The sequence below is a fragment of the Hymenobacter coalescens genome (assembly GCF_054783195.1).
Genome location: NZ_BAAGRA010000016.1, coordinates 276,680 through 292,014, shown reverse-complemented (window position 1 = coordinate 292,014; position 15,335 = coordinate 276,680). Strand labels below are relative to the sequence as shown.

At 64.6% G+C, this 15,335-nt stretch carries 22 protein-coding genes; 1 reads left to right on the top strand and 21 read right to left on the bottom strand.

What is annotated here, in order from left to right; all coding sequences use genetic code 11:
• Positions 1–84: 84 nt before the first annotated feature.
• The 8 genes from ACYVKQ_RS12685 to ACYVKQ_RS12650 all read right to left on the bottom strand — a co-directional run bounded on the left by ACYVKQ_RS12685 (position 85) and on the right by ACYVKQ_RS12650 (position 6,417).
• Positions 85–759: an OmpH/Skp family outer membrane protein gene (locus ACYVKQ_RS12685; protein ID WP_460675710.1), complete on the bottom strand. Its 675-nt coding sequence runs from the start codon at positions 757–759 to the stop codon at positions 85–87.
• A 177-nt stretch (positions 760–936) separates the two neighbouring features.
• Positions 937–1,935, bottom strand: coding sequence for a succinylglutamate desuccinylase/aspartoacylase family protein (locus ACYVKQ_RS12680; protein WP_460675709.1), 999 nt, complete (start codon positions 1,933–1,935; stop codon positions 937–939).
• A gap of 98 nt (positions 1,936–2,033) precedes the next feature.
• Positions 2,034–2,849 (bottom strand): T9SS type A sorting domain-containing protein, encoded by an 816-nt coding sequence (locus tag ACYVKQ_RS12675; protein ID WP_460675708.1) that lies wholly within the window; start codon positions 2,847–2,849, stop codon positions 2,034–2,036.
• A 74-nt stretch (positions 2,850–2,923) separates the two neighbouring features.
• A complete protein-coding gene (rimK, locus tag ACYVKQ_RS12670; protein ID WP_460675707.1) occupies positions 2,924–3,883 on the bottom strand; it encodes a 30S ribosomal protein S6--L-glutamate ligase in 960 nt (319 codons plus the stop codon).
• 48 nt (positions 3,884–3,931) lie between these two features.
• Positions 3,932–4,411 (bottom strand): ATP-dependent zinc protease family protein, encoded by a 480-nt coding sequence (locus ACYVKQ_RS12665; protein ID WP_460675706.1) that lies wholly within the window; start codon positions 4,409–4,411, stop codon positions 3,932–3,934.
• A 151-nt stretch (positions 4,412–4,562) separates the two neighbouring features.
• Positions 4,563–5,666, bottom strand: a complete 1,104-nt coding sequence (locus ACYVKQ_RS12660; RefSeq protein WP_460675705.1) for a PQQ-dependent sugar dehydrogenase — start codon at positions 5,664–5,666, stop codon at positions 4,563–4,565.
• 56 nt (positions 5,667–5,722) lie between these two features.
• Complete coding sequence (locus ACYVKQ_RS12655; RefSeq protein WP_460675704.1) at positions 5,723–6,016, bottom strand: 2TM domain-containing protein; 294 nt, start codon at positions 6,014–6,016, stop codon at positions 5,723–5,725.
• Positions 6,017–6,135: 119 nt separating this feature from the next.
• Positions 6,136–6,417 (bottom strand): 2TM domain-containing protein, encoded by a 282-nt coding sequence (locus tag ACYVKQ_RS12650; protein WP_460675703.1) that lies wholly within the window; start codon positions 6,415–6,417, stop codon positions 6,136–6,138.
• 174 nt (positions 6,418–6,591) lie between these two features.
• Between ACYVKQ_RS12650 and ACYVKQ_RS12645 the strand changes: the two genes are divergently transcribed.
• Positions 6,592–7,152, top strand: coding sequence for an O-acetyl-ADP-ribose deacetylase (locus ACYVKQ_RS12645; protein WP_460675702.1), 561 nt, complete (start codon positions 6,592–6,594; stop codon positions 7,150–7,152).
• Positions 7,153–7,177: 25 nt separating this feature from the next.
• Here ACYVKQ_RS12645 and ACYVKQ_RS12640 read toward each other — a convergent pair whose 3' ends face one another.
• From ACYVKQ_RS12640 to ACYVKQ_RS12580, 13 genes are all read right to left on the bottom strand, one after another.
• Positions 7,178–7,993 carry an alpha/beta fold hydrolase gene (locus ACYVKQ_RS12640; protein ID WP_460675701.1) on the bottom strand — a complete coding sequence of 272 codons (816 nt, stop codon included), beginning with the start codon at positions 7,991–7,993 and terminating at the stop codon, positions 7,178–7,180.
• Positions 7,994–8,099: 106 nt separating this feature from the next.
• Complete coding sequence (locus ACYVKQ_RS12635) at positions 8,100–8,642, bottom strand: DUF502 domain-containing protein (RefSeq protein WP_460675700.1); 543 nt, start codon at positions 8,640–8,642, stop codon at positions 8,100–8,102.
• Between the two features lie 73 nt (positions 8,643–8,715).
• The gene (locus ACYVKQ_RS12630; protein WP_460675699.1) at positions 8,716–9,603 is read right to left on the bottom strand and encodes a 4-hydroxy-3-methylbut-2-enyl diphosphate reductase; all 888 of its coding nucleotides are present in this window, start codon (positions 9,601–9,603) and stop codon (positions 8,716–8,718) included.
• 203 nt (positions 9,604–9,806) lie between these two features.
• Positions 9,807–10,511, bottom strand: coding sequence for a (d)CMP kinase (gene cmk, locus ACYVKQ_RS12625; protein ID WP_460675698.1), 705 nt, complete (start codon positions 10,509–10,511; stop codon positions 9,807–9,809).
• Positions 10,508–10,930: a hypothetical protein gene (locus ACYVKQ_RS12620; protein WP_460675697.1), complete on the bottom strand. Its 423-nt coding sequence runs from the start codon at positions 10,928–10,930 to the stop codon at positions 10,508–10,510. Before ACYVKQ_RS12620 ends, cmk begins: the two co-directional genes overlap by 4 nt.
• 184 nt (positions 10,931–11,114) lie before the next feature.
• Positions 11,115–11,507: a hypothetical protein gene (locus tag ACYVKQ_RS12615; RefSeq protein WP_460675696.1), complete on the bottom strand. Its 393-nt coding sequence runs from the start codon at positions 11,505–11,507 to the stop codon at positions 11,115–11,117.
• 19 nt (positions 11,508–11,526) lie between these two features.
• A complete protein-coding gene (locus ACYVKQ_RS12610) occupies positions 11,527–11,793 on the bottom strand; it encodes a hypothetical protein (RefSeq protein WP_460675695.1) in 267 nt (88 codons plus the stop codon).
• Entirely contained in the window at positions 11,794–12,204 is a 411-nt protein-coding gene (locus ACYVKQ_RS12605) for a hypothetical protein (protein ID WP_460675694.1), read from the bottom strand. It abuts the gene before it with no gap.
• Positions 12,205–12,253: 49 nt separating this feature from the next.
• On the bottom strand, positions 12,254–12,862 hold the full coding sequence (locus ACYVKQ_RS12600; protein ID WP_460675693.1) for a hypothetical protein: 609 nt from the start codon (positions 12,860–12,862) through the stop codon (positions 12,254–12,256).
• 20 nt (positions 12,863–12,882) lie between these two features.
• Positions 12,883–13,545 (bottom strand): hypothetical protein, encoded by a 663-nt coding sequence (locus ACYVKQ_RS12595; RefSeq protein ID WP_460675692.1) that lies wholly within the window; start codon positions 13,543–13,545, stop codon positions 12,883–12,885.
• A gap of 23 nt (positions 13,546–13,568) precedes the next feature.
• Positions 13,569–14,234, bottom strand: a complete 666-nt coding sequence (locus ACYVKQ_RS12590) for a hypothetical protein (RefSeq protein WP_460675691.1) — start codon at positions 14,232–14,234, stop codon at positions 13,569–13,571.
• Between the two features lie 183 nt (positions 14,235–14,417).
• Positions 14,418–15,089 carry a hypothetical protein gene (locus ACYVKQ_RS12585; RefSeq protein ID WP_460675690.1) on the bottom strand — a complete coding sequence of 224 codons (672 nt, stop codon included), beginning with the start codon at positions 15,087–15,089 and terminating at the stop codon, positions 14,418–14,420.
• A gap of 65 nt (positions 15,090–15,154) precedes the next feature.
• Entirely contained in the window at positions 15,155–15,316 is a 162-nt protein-coding gene (locus ACYVKQ_RS12580) for a hypothetical protein (RefSeq protein ID WP_460675689.1), read from the bottom strand.
• Between the last annotated feature and the right edge of the window lie 19 nt (positions 15,317–15,335).

The window sequence follows — 15,335 nt, the reverse complement described above, 5'->3', positions numbered from 1 at the left end:
GCCAAACGCTCCGCAACCGGAGCTACCAAAAAACAAACCCCGCGGCCGGGTGGGCCGCGGGGTTTGTACGTCGCGGGTGCGGGCTTACTTGCGGCCGGCGGCGTAGTCGGCGTTCAGGCGCTTCAGGATGATGTCGGTGATGTCGAGGCCCTGGCGGGCGTAGGCGATGGTGCCGCCGCCGGCCACCAAGATCAGGTCGTAGTTGTTTTCCTTGCCGTAGCCTTCCAGCAGCTTGTTCACCTTGGTGAGCACCTTTTCGGTCATCTGGGCTTCTTCCTGCTGGGCCTGCTGCTGCAGCTGCTGCTGGCGCTGGGCCACCTGCTGCTCCTGCTGCTGCAGGCGCTGCTCGGTGGCGGCGCGCTGCTCGTCGGTCATGCCGGCGGCCGATTTCTGGTAGTTCTGCACGGCCGTCTGCAGGCTTTGCACGTTGGTGCGGTGCTGCCGCTCCCAGCCGGCCACTTTGCGCTCAAAGGCCTTGCGCGCGTCCTGCAGGCCTTTGTAGCTGTCGAGCAACTTGTTGGATTCCACGTAGGCTACTTTGCGCACGTTGTCCTCTTCTACGGCCGACGCCGCAGTGGTCGGAGCGGCCGGAGTTACCGGCGCGGCCTCGGCCGAATCCGGGGCGGCCTTCGTGGTGGAGGCAGGTGCCGCGGCCGGGGCCGGCGCGGCAGACTTGTTGGCGAAATGCAGGTAGAACAGCACCCCGACGGCAATCAGCAGGATGGCGTTGAGGGCGAGTTGAAGGGGAGAGTTTTTCATGAAGTCGTGAGGCAGCGGGCGCGGACCTCGCGTGGCCCGCATTCGACAAAGAAACGCTGAATTGCCGAAACCCACCCAGACAAACCGGGCGGGACCCTGGAAGGCACAACAGGGGGCCATGCAAGGTACGTCACGCTGTCAGCAGGTGCTGGCCCACCCCGCGGGCGGCCGCGCCGGCTACCGGGCCGGGGCTGCCTCCACGGCCACGTGCAGCAGCGCGTCGCCCTGGTTCACCACCGGCATGTGGTTCAGGCCGATGATGTAGCCGCTGAGCGGCGACACCAGCCGCACGGCCATTTCGCCGTACGGATCGGCAATGATGCCGTACTCCTGGCCCTTTTCCAGGTACTGCCCGGTTTTCAGGCCCGTACGAAACAGCCCGGAGTACTTGGCTCGCAGCCAAGTGTGCCGCCGACACACCACGGTAGCTTGCGCGGGCGCCGGCGCCTCGGCCAGCATGCCCAGGTGGTGCAGAAAGCGGAACGTACCGGCCGTGGCCAGCTCGATGCCGTGCTCATCCAGGCGCAACGACTCGCCGGTTTCGTACACGATGATGCGGCGGCCCTGGCGCATGGCCGCCTCGCGCAGGGAACCGGGGCGCAGGTCGGCGTGCAGGGTGAAGGGCGCGGCAAAAGCGGCGGCCAGCGCGTCGGTTTCGGCATCCACGCCGAGCAGGCAGCGCACCTGCGGGTGGTTGGAGCGCGCCGCGCCGCCGGTGTGGAAGTCAATGCCGTAATCCACCAGCGGCATGATTTCGCGCATGAAGCGGTGGGCCACCCGGCTGGCCACTGAGCCGCGCGGGGAGCCGGGAAACGAGCGGTTCACGTCCTTGCCGTCGGGCACCTCGCGCGAGAAGTTCAGGAAGCCGTAGATGTTCAGGATGGGAATGGCAATGATGCTGCCCTTGAGCGGCTTTTGCAGCTGCCCGCGCCGGATCATGCGCCGGATGGTTTCGATGCCGTTCACCTCGTCGCCGTGCATGCCGGCCATCAGCAGCACCGTGGGGCCGGGGTTGCCGGAGCGGAACACGTGCACCGGCACGTCGATGACGGTGCCGGAGGGCAGTTTGGCAATGATCAGACGGGTGAGCACCTGCTCGCCGGGTCGGATGACGAGGCCGTTAAGCAGCAGGTCGGCGGGGCCGTGGTGGGCGGGGGCAGTAGGCGTGTCGGACAAAGGCGGAGCGGTAGAAATTGAAAGCCGCCGACCCGGCCCGGAAGCGGTGTCGGCGGCTTTCAATTTCTCGATTATTCCGCAGTTTGTGGGCCGCCGGCTTATTCCACCACCAGCCGGCGGGCAGTAACGGCGTGCGTACGCTCGTTGCGCAACCGAAGCATATACACGCCCGGCGGCACGGTTCGCAGGGACAAAGTGACGACGGCACCGCCCGAGCGGCGGCTGAGGAGCGGGCGCCCGCGCAGGTCGAGCAACTCCACGGTGCGCCGCACGGTGTCGTAGCAGGCAACGGTTACCTGCTCGTGGGCAGGATTGGGGAACACCTCAACCCGGGCAGGAAATGCCATTCGAGCCGGGGCCATTGCCGGTGCACCGCCGCCGAATTCATCGGCCGACACCACCCGGTACACGGGATATTGTGGCACGGCCGCGGCGTAGAATGGGCGCAGCATCTCGGCGTCGTAGCGCAGCCGTACCTCGCTGGAGTCCTTGGCTTGGTAGGTAACCAGCGCCGCATAGTCGCCCCGGTTGACGGCGGTGTGCAGTAGCATCTGCTGCGAAAACTGATCGGTCAGTCCCTGCACCTGCTCCCGCTTCAGCGAAGCCGCGTGCACGAGGTAGGTGCCATTGCGCTGCTCCTCGGTTAGGTAATACAGGCGGCGGTATTTTGTAGCCCACGCGTATAGCAACGTGTCGCCCTGCCCTGTGCGGGTGATGAGGTTTTTGCGGGTGGCGGGCTCGAAGCGGATGGTCAGCGCCTGCGTGTCGCGGGCAGACACCAGCACGATGCGGCGGCCGAGTACCTGCTCCAGGTTCACCGGACGCCGCACGGCATAAGGCTCGAAGCTCAGGCTGCTGCCACACCCGCTGCTCAGCAGCGAAAGCAACGCAGCAATCGAAAACAGACGTGGCATAGCATTGAATAACTGAACGATGCACTACTCATGCCGCCGGCTCCGACAAGGTAACCCGTCACTGCTGGAGCGGCCTACAGGTGCTGCTCGTCCGACTGCGTATCGGGCAGGGCTTTGGTGCCCGATTTGCGCGTGGGCTTTTTCTTGACGGCCTTCTTCTTGGCGGCCAACTCGGCGGTGTACTCGATGATTTTGCCGGCAATGTCGAGGCCGGTGGCTTTTTCGATGCCCTCCAGGCCCGGCGACGAATTCACTTCCAGCACCAGCGGGCCGCGCTTGCTCTGCAGCATGTCTACGCCCGCAATGCCGAGGCCCAGGGCCTTGGTGGCGAGCAGGGCGGCCGCCTTTTCGGCGCGGCTGAGCTTGACGAGCTTGCCCGAGCCGCCGCGGTGCAGGTTGGAGCGAAACTCGCCCTCCTTGCCCTGCCGCTTCATGGCGCCCACCACCTCGCCGTTGACCACGAAGGCGCGCAGGTCGGCGCCTTTGCTTTCGGCAATGAACTCCTGCACGATGATGCGGGCCTTGAGGTTGTGAAAGGCCTCAATCACCGACTGCGCGGCTTTTTCCGTCTCGGCCAGTACCACGCCCAGGCCCTGCGTGCCTTCCAGCAGCTTGATGATGACCGGCGCGCCGCCCACCTGCTGAATCATTTCCAGCACCTCGTCGGAGTAGTTCGTGAAGGCCGTTTTGGGCATGCCCACGCCGGCGCGGGCCAGGATTTGCATGGAGCGCAGCTTGTCCCTGGAGCGGACGATGGCTTGGCTGTCGACGGCGGTGCGCACCTTCATCATCTCGAACTGCCGCACCACGGCCGTGCCGTAAAACGTGACGGAAGCCCCGATGCGCGGAATGATGGCGTCGAAGCCTTCCAGCCGTCGGCCCTCGTAGATGATGCCGGGCGTGCCCTGCTCGAGCACAAGGTTGCACTGCAGGTGGTCGATTACTTCGACCTGGTAGCCGCGCTGCTCGGCCGCCTCCACCAGGCGTTGGGTAGAATACAGCTTCGGTTCACGGGAGAGAATCGCCAGCTTCATGGGAGCGAGGAATAGCAAAGGAAAGGAATAGACGGACCGGGCACGGGCCTAGTCCGGGATGGCGCGCTGCTGGCTGCGGTACGAAACGTTGCGCCGGGCCACATCCACCACCAGCCGCGCCTGCCGGAGCAGGGCCCGCCCGACCAGGACGGGGTACTTCATGTCGGAGCGGTCGGAAAGGGAGAATTCCGTCTCGATGTCTTCGCCGAACAGACGAATGACGGCCCGGATGACGTAGCGTTCCTGCACGTCGCCGTTGGAGGAGCGGATGTCGCGCAGCGAAAACTCGGCGAACTGCAGCGGCCGGCCGTGAAAAGCGGGGTGGGCGTCGTCGAGCAGCAGCACGCGCAGCAGCGGCCGCCCGTCGGGCAGCGTGTCCACGTGGATGTCGGAACAGTGGATGGCGCCGGTGAAGGCGCCGGTGTCTACCTTGGCTTCGATGCCGCGCAGCTGAAACTGCGGAAAGTCGACCAGCTCACGGCGGCCGACGATGCGCTTCGGGGGTCGACGGGGGTGCGCCTTCTTCACGGAGACAAAATACGGGCACGGCGCGCAGTCGACCGGCAGCGGGCTGGTATTTTTTTCCGGCCCGCCCGGCTTGGAGGCAGCCGGGCGCCTTCAGCATACCGCTCTGCCCCGCTGCGGGCCTTTTTCGGAGTCGGGCAGCGGGGCAGCGTCATTAGCCAGCGTAGCTGATGCGGTACACGCAGTCGTTCTGGTCGTCGGACACGAGCAGGGAGCCGTCGGGCAGCACCAGCAGGGCCACGGGGCGGCCCCAGGACGATTGGCCCTGCAGCCAGCCGGAGGCGAAGGTTTCGTAGGACGTGGCCTTCTTGCCGGTGGCATCCAGCTTCACCAGCGTGATGCGGTAGCCGCTCTTGCGGCTGCGGTTCCAGGAGCCGTGCTCGGGAATGAACACCTGGTTGCGGTACTGGGCCGGAAACATCTTGCCGGTGTAAAACTTCATGCCCAGCGGGGCCACGTGGGCGCCCAGTTTCTGGGCCGGCGGCGCGTAGGTGCTGGCCGATTTGCCCTTGCCGAACTGCGGATCGGGCAAGTCGCCCTGGTGAATGTAGGGAAAGCCGAAGTGCAGGCCGGCCGTGGGGGCACGGTTCAGCTCGCAGGCGGGCTTGTCGTCGCCGAGCATGTCGCGGCCGTTGTCGGTAAACCAGAGAGCCTTGTCCACCGGGCTCCAGTCGAAGCCCACCGTGTTGCGCACGCCGTAGGCCACGGTTTCCAGGCCCGTGCCGTCGGGGTTCATGCGGTTGATGGTGGCGAATATGGGTTCCTCGGGCAGGCACACGTTGCAGGGCGCGCCCACCGGGATGTACAGCTTGCCGTCGGGCCCGAAGCCGATGTACTTCCAGCCGTGGTGCTCCTTGGTGGGCAGCTGGTCGTACACGACGGCCGGCTTGGGCTTCTGCCGGAGCGTCTGGGCGATGTTGTCGTAGCGCAGCACGCGGCTGATTTCGGCCACGTACAGGGCGCCGTTGCGCACGGCCACGCCGTTGGGCTCGTTCAGGCCCGAGGCAATAGTCACCACCTCGTCGGCTTTGTGGTCTTTGTTGCGGTCGGGCAGGGCGTACACTTTGTCGCCGCGGGTACCCACGTACACGGTGCCGTCGGGGCCCAGGGCCAGGGAGCGGGCCCCGCCCACGTTCTGGGCGAAGTAGCCGATGCGGAACCCTGCGGGCAGCTTGATTTTGGCGAGGTTATCGGGGGCCGGAGCCGGGCGGGAGCCGGCCAGCGGCAGTAACAGCAGGAGCGGAAGAAGTCGGCGCATCATAGCGCTACCAACCTTCGGACCGGGGCAAAGGTTGCGGCCCCGCGCAGGGTATTTTAGCGCCGGCCGGCGTCCCGGTCGCGCAGCAGCTGCTGGTATTCCCGCTCCGACCAGCTCTGCTCGTTCACGAAGCCGTAGGTGGCCAGGCCCTGAATGCCCAGGCCCACGCCCCAGAACAAGGCCGGCCAGATCGGCCAGGGCACCCCGGTGCCGTAGGTGCGGTGGTCGGTGAAGTACCACACGGCCCACAGCAGCGCGTTGACGAGTAGGTAAACGACCAAATGGGATTTGAATTTGGCGCGGGCGCGGGCGATGCGCCACAGCTGAGGGTCACGTTCTTGAGCTTGCATCGCAGTACAGAAGAAAGGGTTAAGTCTATTCAAGCATTCAGCCAGCCAAAGTCCAGAGCCGGTCATTGCCCACTAATTCGTTGGGCCTTGGCGCGGGCCTGACTGCAGGCCCGGCGTTCCTAGCGCTGCTGCGGGCCCTGGCTGCGCTGCAGCTGCTCGTACTCCCGCTCGGTCCACCCCGCAACCGGCCACACCGAATAGGCAGCCAGCCCTTTGAGGGTCAGCCCCACGCCCCAAAACAGCATCACCAGCAGCGGCCATGCGTGGCCGCGGTGCCCGGAGACGTACCACACGGCCCACAACAGCGCGTTGACCAGCACGAACGTGAGCAGTTGGGATTTGAATTTGGCGCGGCTCTGGGCCAGGGTCCACAGGTGCAGGTCGCGGGTCGGGGTGTTCATGGTGTTGGTGGTTTGGCGTTTAGAATGAGACAAACCTAGCGCTGCGCCCCACCCGGCTTCAACTAAAAGAGGCCCGAACGGCAACCTTTAAGCCCGAACTGTCTAAAAAGACGGATGAGCTGTCGGCGCGCCCGGCCTCGTGGTCACCCGTAGCTGCTCCCCCACCCTCGCCTTATGCCCCTGCCCTACTCCGCCAGCCGCGCCTTCGGCCGCATCCTGCTGGCCCAAGCCGATATTACCACGCTCGACACCGACGCCATCGTCAACGCCGCTAACTCCTCCCTGCTCGGCGGCGGGGGCGTCGATGGGGCCATTCACCGCGCTGGCGGCCCGGCCATCCTGGAAGAATGCCGCCGCCTGCGCGCGGGCCACTACGGCAAGGGCCTGCCTACCGGAGAGGCCGTCATGACCACCGGTGGGCGGCTGCCGGCGCGCCACGTCATTCACACCGTGGGGCCGGTGTGGAACGGCGGGCACAAGCGCGAAGCCGAGCTGCTGGCCGGCTGCTACCGCAACTCCCTGCAGCTCGCCGCCGACCACGAGCTGCGCAGCGTGGCTTTTCCCGGCATCAGCACCGGCATCTACGGCTACCCCAAGGCCGAGGCCGCGCGCATCGCCGTGCGCACCGTGCAGGTCTTTTTGGCCGACCATGCCCAGCCGGAAACGGTGGTGCTGGTGGCCTTCGACGACGCCGCGCTGCGCCTCTACGAGCAGGAGCTGAGCCTAGAAGCCTGAGGACTGGGGCCGGTGGGGGCCGCCGTCAGGCGGCCCAGCGCAGCTCCTCGGGGTGGCGGCGCAGGTAAGCGGCCACGTCGTAGAGCAGGCCGCCGTGGCCGGCGTCGAGCAGCACGGTGTGGGCGCTGCTCAGCGAGCCGATAAAGTCGCGCAGCCCGGTGTGCGGAATCACGCGGTCGTGCCGGCCGAGGAAGAACGTGACGGGCGTCGGGCGCTGGTTGAGCAGCCGGGCCAGCCGACGCGTGTCGAAGGTGAGGTGGCGGAAGCCCGTCCAGCTGCGGTACACGCGCAGGCGCTTTTCGCGGCTATCGAGCTGCCACTGGGCAAAGCGCACCAGGCCCGTATCGACCACGCGGCGCTGCGCTAACGCGTCGATGAGGTTCAGCAGGCGCTGGGGGCGCAGCACCGCCCGGCCCAGCACGCCGCGCATCCACGGCGGGTACGTGGCCAGTGAGTACCAGAACTGCGTGCGGATGCCGTCGGGGGCCACCAGCCAGAGGTGCGCCACCTGGGCTGGCAGCTGTTCCAGCAGCGTCAGGGCAAACTTGGCGCCCATGCTGAAGGCCAGCAGCCCGAACGTGTCGATACCCTGCTCGCGCAAGAATTGCGTCAGCAGCGCGCCCAGACGCTTTTTGGTCAGCGGCGCATCGGCCTTAGCCAGCCGGCTGCGACCGTGATAAAACAGGTCGAAGGCGTACACCGTCACCCGCTCCCCCAGCAGCGCGGCCAGGTGCCGCCAGTGGCTTTCGTTTTGGCCGTAGCCGTGAAACGCCAGCACGGGCAGCGGCCCGTGGCCGTACACCTGGTAGTGCAACTTGGTGCGGCCGGATTCGACGAACATGGTTTAATAATTAAGAATTACTAATGAACAATTAATAATGAGTGTGGGTGGCAATGAGCAATGAGGCTACCGGCCCGGTTTCGCCGATTGTTCATTATTCATTGATTCAAAGCTTCGCCACGCCGCCCGACACCACAAACTTCATGACCTGGGAGCTAGGCAAGTCCACGTGCGTCACGTTTTCGCGCGGCACCAGCAGCAGCTCGCCCGAGAAGTTGTAGGAGTCGGGAAAGTACACGGCCACGAGGTCGGGGCGGTGGATGGAGCTCATCGATTCCTGCGTGACAAAACCCAGCTTAAAGCACTCGGTGCCGGCAAACACCTTCACCAGCACCGGCGCGTTGAACTTCTGCTCCTCGCCTAGCAGCGCATCGAATATATCCTTGATACTGGAGTACAGAATGTTAACCACCGGCAGGCGGTTCAAAATCCGCTCCCCCAGCACGATGAAGGGCCGCATCTGCGAGCCGATGAAGCCCACCACGGTGAGCATCACCACCATCAGCGCCAGCCCCAGGCCGGGCACGCCGTTGATGTCGAAAATGGTGTCGAGCCAGTTGAAAAACGCGAACAGGATGTACACCGTCAGCGTGACGGGCGCCAGAATCAACAAGCCGCGCAGGAAATAGCCGAGTATCTTTTTGATCATCGCAACGCAAAAAAACGCCCGGCCGGAGCCAGGCGCACTGTATCTGTAAGCGGAGGGCCGCTGTGTTACGGTCCTACAGGGCGACAGCCTCCCCGATTTCGGCAATGCGGTCGGCCACGCGCTGCATCAGCCACATGGGGGTGCTGGTGGCGCCGCAAATCCCGACGGTACCCACCCCGTCAAACCACTCGTCCTGCAGTTCCTGCTCGTTTTCGACGAAGTAGCTGCGCGGGTTGGTTTGGTTCACGACTTGAAACAGGGCCTTGCCGTTGGAGCTTTTGCGCCCGCTCACAAACACGATGACGTCGTGCTCCTGGGCAAACTTGCGCAGCTGCGGCTCGCGGTTCGACACCTGCCGGCAGATGGAGTCGTTGGCGTCGAAGCTCTGCAGCTCGCCGCCGGCGGCCGCGATGCGCTCCTCGATGAGCTGCTTCATGCGGTAAAAGCCCGCCGTGCTCTTGGTAGTCTGGCTGAACAGGGTCACCGGCCGCGTGAAGTCGATCTGGTCCAGGTCCTGCTCGGTCATTACGATGAGGGCGCGGTTGCCGGTCTGGCCGGCCAGGCCCGCCACCTCGGCGTGGCCGGGCTGCCCGTAGATGACAATCTGCCCGTTCTGGCGGCTCGTCGCGTCGAAGGCGTGCTTCACGCGGTTCTGCAGCTTGAGCACCACCGGGCAAGAAGCATCGATCAGCTCGATGTTGTTCTGCAGGGCCAGTTGGTAGGTTTCGGGCGGCTCGCCGTGGGCCCGGATGAGCACCTTGCAGTCGTGCAGCTCGCGCAGCTGGTCGCGGTCGATGATGCGCAGGCCCTGCTGGTGCAGGCGCTCCACCTCCATGCGGTTGTGTACGATGTCGCCCAGGCAATACAGCTCCCGCGAGTCCTGCAGCTCGTCTTCCGCCATTTGAATGGCGTACTCGACGCCAAAGCAATACCCGGAATTCTTATCGATGGTGACGTTCATTCCTACAAAGTTCGGAAAAAGACCAGTGGCAATTACCACGCCGATCTAACTAACCTTGTCCCAAAAAGCCAACTGGTCAGTATGGTGAGAACAATACTACCGATACGTAGTTCCGGGAGCCGGTGAACGACTCTTGCTGGTATTATTCCGCTACGGTTGAGCTTATTACGGCCTGAGGCCGGGGCTTAGCCCGTCCAAAAGGCTCAGCCGTTCTCCGCCGCGCGCAGCCCGTCGACCAGCACGGACGACACGCGCTCCAGCACAAAGTCCACTTGCTCGTCGATGGTGATGTGCGAGGTGTCGAGCAGCACCGCGTCGGCGGCGCGGCGCAGGGGGCTTTCCGTGCGCGTCGAGTCGAGGTAGTCGCGCTTCTGCAGGTTCTGTACGATGTCGTCGAGGGGCACTTCCTCGCCTTTGGAGGCAAGCTCCACCTGCCGGCGCATGGCGCGGGTGTACACGTCGGCGGTCATGAAGATTTTCACTTCCGCGTCGGGAAAGACGGTGGTGCCGATGTCGCGGCCGTCCATCACCACGCCGCGCTTGCGGGCCATGCGCTGCTGCTGGCGCACCATGGCGTGGCGCACGGCCACGATGCCCGACACTTCGCTGACGGCGTTGGAAATCCGCATCTGGCGGATTTCGTCTTCCCGGATGACGCCGTCGAGGCACAACTCGTTGCGGCCCGAGCGGCGGTTCCGTTTGAAGGTAATCTGCATGTGGTGAAGGGCTTCCTCCACCCGCGGCAAGTCCTCGAACGGAATGCCGTGTTCGAGGAGGTAAAGCGTGACACCGCGGTACATGGCCCCGGTGTCGATGTAAGCATAGCCAAGTTCGGCGGCAACGGCCTTCGCCGTGGTGCTTTTGCCGCAGGAAGAGTAGCCGTCGATGGCTATGACGATATTTTTCATCTAGGGAGCGGTCGGCGGGCCGTCGTCGCGGGGAGCGGCAGCGGAATCCACGTCAACCGACGGGTGGGCTGAGCCGAGAGGCGCTCGGGCACCGATTGGTAAAACCCGACCACCGATTCGGTGAGTCCGTGCGTCAATTGGCGGTCCACATGCTCGAACGGCCGCACAAAGGTATGGGCTCCGAGTTGGATACCCATCACCCCGGCCGCATTGTGCTGCCAGCTGCCGCCGAAAGCACGAATGATGCACTCGCCCAGAAAGCAGCCTAACGCATTGACTACGTTGGGTCTGTCGGCCGAGCCCAGGGCTTCGCGCTGCTTTTCAATAAAATCTGTCAAAACCTGCACGGCGGCTTCGTCAAAGGCAGGTACGTTGAGTTGTTGCCGCACGGCTTCCGCAGCGGCTCGCAGCTCTTCCATGGCAGTAGGTGTGAGAAATTGAAGGAACGAAAGAATGATCAACCTGCGAGAGGTTGATAACGTAGTTACAAAATTTCTACCGGAACGAGCCAAAAGGCACATAAAAAAGCCTCTAGCGAGGCTTTTTATGAGAATCAAATAAGAATATTTGAAGATAGTCCAATTTCAAACTTGCTCCGTTTGTTTAGATCCAGCCGCGCTTGGGCAGCGGCTCGGCCAGCCGCTGCGGCACCGAGGCGTAGAACGCCGTGACGGAGTCCTGCAAGCCGTTGTCGAACTGCAGCATCACCCGGTAGAAGGGGTTGAAGAAGCGCTGCTGCCGGAAGCCCACGCCGGTGGTGCCGTCGGGGCCGGTAGCCCACTCGCCCTGGTGACCCTGCACCAGGCACTGCCCGAAAAAGGCGCCGAGGGCCAGCACGACGCCCTGAATGTTGTCGCGGGAGAGCAACGGGCGCTGCTGCTCGATAAACTCGGAGAGGCGCTGCACGGCCGCTTCGTCGAAACTACTGACTTGCAGCTGCTGGCGTACGGCTTCGGCAGCCTGTTGGAGGTGAGCAAGCGGATGTTCGGGGGCCATGGGCAAGAAACGCGACGCGTTAGTTGGTGGGAGCCGCGGCCGGCTGGGCAATCAGCCCAAAGCCACCGGGCTTGTCCCGAAGATAATACTCCAGGATGGGGCGGGCGTGAATCACGTCGTATTGGCCGGCGCGCAGCTGGCTGCCCAGCACGGGGTGGTCGCCCACCACGGTCAGCATCAGCTGCTGAAAGGCCGTGCGGTCCTGGGGCAGGGCCAGGGCCGTGCCGTTCGGAAACCGCAGCACCGGCACGAGGCCGCTGGCACTGTTGAACTCGAAGAATTCCACCTAGGGACGGCGCCACATGAGGCGGCCGAGCACCGTGGTGGGCGGAATGGGCGGGGCGCCGGCCTTGGTAGGCGCCGGAAACCGCACGTGCTCCACCACGGCAAAGGTGTCGCGGCCCAGCACCACCTGGCGAAACTCCGGCAGGGCGTACGCTTTCTCGGCCTTACCCGAGCCGGCGCGCAGGCCGTTGTTGGTCAGGTACACCGCCGTCCAGGGCTGCCAGTTCAGGCTGTCGCGGAGCTGAAAGCTGCCTTTGCCCTTGCGGAAGTACTGCTGGTCGGCGGTGGCTATCAGGGCCACGTTGGTGGCGGCCCGCACGGCGTTGACGATGAGAGCCGCCTGGGCATGGGCGCCGCCAGCCAGCAGGCACAGCGCTGCCAGCAAGACCAAACGCCGGGGAAGAGTAATCATAAAGGGGAAAAGAAGCAAAATCAGGTGGTGAAGCGGCTGCACTACAGGGCTAGCGGGCTGGCGCGGGTTGGCTGCGGGCCCACTGCGCGTAGGTGGTCATGATGCGCTTCATGTGCTGCGGGCCCAGCTTGGCCCCTTCGATGCCTTTGGCCACTTCGGGGCAGCGACCGAACTGCGGCAGCATGGCTTCGGTGAAGTTGGCGCGGCCCTGCGGCACGAGCACGGCCGGCCCATTCGCGGGCTGTAGCACCAGCATGTGGCCGCCAGGATTGTCGCCCACCGACGGCCCTTGATAGAGGTAAAGTATGTGGTACGGCGTGCGGTAGAGCTGCTTACCGAATGCCCGCGCGACGTGCAGCCGGCTATTTTGGTCAAAGTCGCGGGCTACACCGAAGGTATCGGCATCGACCACAAAGCGCGTGACGATACCAGCGGCGTACTGTACCCTCTCTTTGCTTTCCGTTTCCCGCACGCTCAGCGCGGCCCCACCCTCTTCAAGAAACAGCTTACCGGTCTGCCAGCTGCCGTCGGCCAGCTGGTAGCTGCCGGGTTTATGCGTTTTGAATTTGGGGTAGACGAAGGTGGTCATGCCCTGCGCCCGGGCGGCCACATCTAACAACAGCAGCAAGGCGGCAGCGCCTGTTAGGCGTCTAATCATTTCGGAGTAGGTAGCGTTAGTTAGCGGCGGACCTGCAGGTACTGCCAGATAACAAAGGGAGTTTGGGAGTACACGAGCTGCCCGCTGCGCATCCGCTCCCGCAGCTCGGCGTTGTCGGCCAGAATGGGCAACATGAACTCCTGAAACGCCCGCGGCTGCTGCGGCACGGTTTCCAGCGGGCCGTCGGCAGTGCGGCGCAGCAGGTACACAATGGTCGGCTCGGCTTGGTTGGGCCGGTCGAAGTGCCAACGGGAGTACACCGCGTAGCCGTCCTGCCGCACCACTTGCTGCACGAAGCCGGCCGCGCAGTGGTAGGGCTTCTGCTTGATCTGGTAGTCGAACTCGCGCAGCACCTGGAAGGTATCACGCTTGACCACCACGCGCTGCAGCTGATCCGCCGCGAAGCGCTGGCCCTTGGGGTGCTCGGGCGTGGCAGCTACCAGCAGCAGGTCTCCGCCCCGCAAACACACTTCCCCGGTCTGCCAGCTGCTGCCGGCTGCCAGGTAGCTGCCGGGCCGGTACACGGGCGGGCCGGAATTGGAGAAGGCATTGATGGCCGTGCTGACCATGTGCACCCCGCCAGGGCTCAGCACGGGTACCACCTGGGCCTGCCCGACGCGCGCGAGGCTGAGAAAAAACAACGCCAGCAGCAGGGCGCGGGGTAAGTCGCAGAATCTAGACAAGGGGGAGAATGCGTAGGATGAAGCTAGTTGGCCGCGGCTTTCAGGCTGGCCGTATTGAAGCCGCTGGGCTTCCACTCCAGGTAGGACGTCAGGATTTGCTGGATGTAGCTGGACTCCAGGCCGCCCTGGCGCAGCTGCTCGGCCAGCATGGGCTGGTCGCCCACCAGCTTGAGCATAGCGGCCGAGAAGTCCCGGGTGTTGCGGGGCAGCACCACCACGGTCTGGTCCGGGAAGCGCAGCATCGGTGCGGTGCCGCCCATGGCCCGGTAATGGAACAGCTCCACCTGCGGGTGCCGCCACACGCGCTGGCCCAGCAACGGCGAATCGGCCACTTTCCCGGAGCCGCCCAGCAGCACGTTGTGCATCACCACAAAGGAATCGGCATTGACCACAATCTGGCTGAACTGGTCGAGGCGCAGGTGTTGCGCATCCTTTTTCTTGCCCACCACCATGCCGGTGTTCGACACGCGCAATTCCGCCTCGGGCTGCCACTGCGCCCCCGGCAGCTGGTAGCTCCCGGGGCCGTGCCGGTAAAAGTCGTGGTCGGCCCGGGCCACCGTGGTAGCCAGGTTGGTCACGGCCAGCGCCAGCAGCCCAATTTGGGCCTGGCAGGCGGTATGCAGGCCCAGTCCGAGCGCCGTCAGCAGCCCTGCCCGGAACGCGAAACGCGTGGGTAGCAATCGAATCATAGAGGTAATGTACCGATGAGAAAATGTGCTGAAGTGCTCGGGCTTCCTTATCGGGTGGCAGCGGCCAACACGGCCGCCCAGGCACGATTTGAGCCGAGGTTTTTCCTGCTAAGATAAAAGTGCGGACGGGTTTTTGGTGAACCTGCGGCGCGTAACCTGCCTGCAGTCAGGAGCCTGGCCGATCTACGGAGCTGCCAGCAGGGCCGTGGTGTGGAACCCCGTGGGCTTCCACCGCAGGTAGGTTTCCAGAATCTGCCGGGTGTAGCTGACATCGAGCTGACCGGCGCGCAGCTGCTCGGCCAAGGTGGGATGGTCGCCCACCAGCTCCAGCATGGCCTGCTGAAACTCCTTGCGCTTGCGCGGCAGGGCTATAGCGGCTTGCCCCGGAAAGCGCAGCACCGGCACCGGCTCGCCCACGGCCTTATCGACCATAAACAGCTCTACCTGCGGCCGGCGCAAGGTGCGCCGGCCCAGCACCAGCACGCGCGCGGCTTGCCGGGGCTGCCCCCACACCTGCACGTCGTGAATCGTCTGGAAGGAATCGACGCCGATGACGACGCGCTCCACCTGGTTGAGGTAGTACGTTTGGGGCTCTTTGCCCCGGCCAGCCGATAGCTGCACGTTGTTCACGGCCAGGTAGTCGGTCTGCCAGTCGGCGCCGGCCAGCCGGTAGCTACCCTTGCCGCGCCGGAAGTAAAACTCGTTGGCCGTGCCGAAGCCTTCGGCGTCCGAGTTGGCTCGTAGCAGCCCGACGATAATGGCTGCGGCCTGCCCCTGGGCCGAAACCGTAGCTTGTGAGCCAAGCAGCAGCACGGCCACGCCACAGGCACGCCGTAGTGTTCTTTGAGCGGGCAATGGGGAATACGTTTGAGTCACCGCTAGCAGGTGGTGTTGTCGGGTTGGCACACCCGGGTCGGGCTCTAGTGGCTGTCGCAGGGGCAGGGCACGTGGCCGCCGCGGGCTTTGCGCTTGTAGGAAGCCGTTTTCTTTTGCTGCACGGTACGGCGGGCACAGCCCGTGGTGATGGGCAGCGTGGCGGCCAGCGTGCAAACAGCCAGCAGCAGGGTCAGCGTCTTTCTCACCGGTAATAGCATTGTTAAA

Bases quoted from the DNA above. Each gene is read 5' to 3' on its own strand.
- ACYVKQ_RS12685 (WP_460675710.1), bottom strand. From the start codon at position 759: ATGAAAAACTCTCCCCTTCAACTCGCCCTCAACGCCATCCTGCTGATT.
- ACYVKQ_RS12675 (WP_460675708.1), bottom strand. From the start codon at position 2,849: ATGCCACGTCTGTTTTCGATTGCTGCGTTGCTTTCGCTGCTGAGCAGC.
- rimK (WP_460675707.1), bottom strand. From the start codon at position 3,883: ATGAAGCTGGCGATTCTCTCCCGTGAACCGAAGCTGTATTCTACCCAA.
- ACYVKQ_RS12660 (WP_460675705.1), bottom strand. From the start codon at position 5,666: ATGCGCCGACTTCTTCCGCTCCTGCTGTTACTGCCGCTGGCCGGCTCC.
- ACYVKQ_RS12655 (WP_460675704.1), bottom strand. From the start codon at position 6,016: ATGCAAGCTCAAGAACGTGACCCTCAGCTGTGGCGCATCGCCCGCGCC.
- ACYVKQ_RS12650 (WP_460675703.1), bottom strand. From the start codon at position 6,417: ATGAACACCCCGACCCGCGACCTGCACCTGTGGACCCTGGCCCAGAGC.
- ACYVKQ_RS12645 (WP_460675702.1), top strand. From the start codon at position 6,592: ATGCCCCTGCCCTACTCCGCCAGCCGCGCCTTCGGCCGCATCCTGCTG.
- ACYVKQ_RS12640 (WP_460675701.1), bottom strand. From the start codon at position 7,993: ATGTTCGTCGAATCCGGCCGCACCAAGTTGCACTACCAGGTGTACGGC.
- ACYVKQ_RS12635 (WP_460675700.1), bottom strand. From the start codon at position 8,642: ATGATCAAAAAGATACTCGGCTATTTCCTGCGCGGCTTGTTGATTCTG.
- ACYVKQ_RS12630 (WP_460675699.1), bottom strand. From the start codon at position 9,603: ATGAACGTCACCATCGATAAGAATTCCGGGTATTGCTTTGGCGTCGAG.
- cmk (WP_460675698.1), bottom strand. From the start codon at position 10,511: ATGAAAAATATCGTCATAGCCATCGACGGCTACTCTTCCTGCGGCAAA.
- ACYVKQ_RS12620 (WP_460675697.1), bottom strand. From the start codon at position 10,930: ATGGAAGAGCTGCGAGCCGCTGCGGAAGCCGTGCGGCAACAACTCAAC.
- ACYVKQ_RS12615 (WP_460675696.1), bottom strand. From the start codon at position 11,507: ATGGCCCCCGAACATCCGCTTGCTCACCTCCAACAGGCTGCCGAAGCC.
- ACYVKQ_RS12605 (WP_460675694.1), bottom strand. From the start codon at position 12,204: ATGATTACTCTTCCCCGGCGTTTGGTCTTGCTGGCAGCGCTGTGCCTG.
- ACYVKQ_RS12600 (WP_460675693.1), bottom strand. From the start codon at position 12,862: ATGATTAGACGCCTAACAGGCGCTGCCGCCTTGCTGCTGTTGTTAGAT.
- ACYVKQ_RS12590 (WP_460675691.1), bottom strand. From the start codon at position 14,234: ATGATTCGATTGCTACCCACGCGTTTCGCGTTCCGGGCAGGGCTGCTG.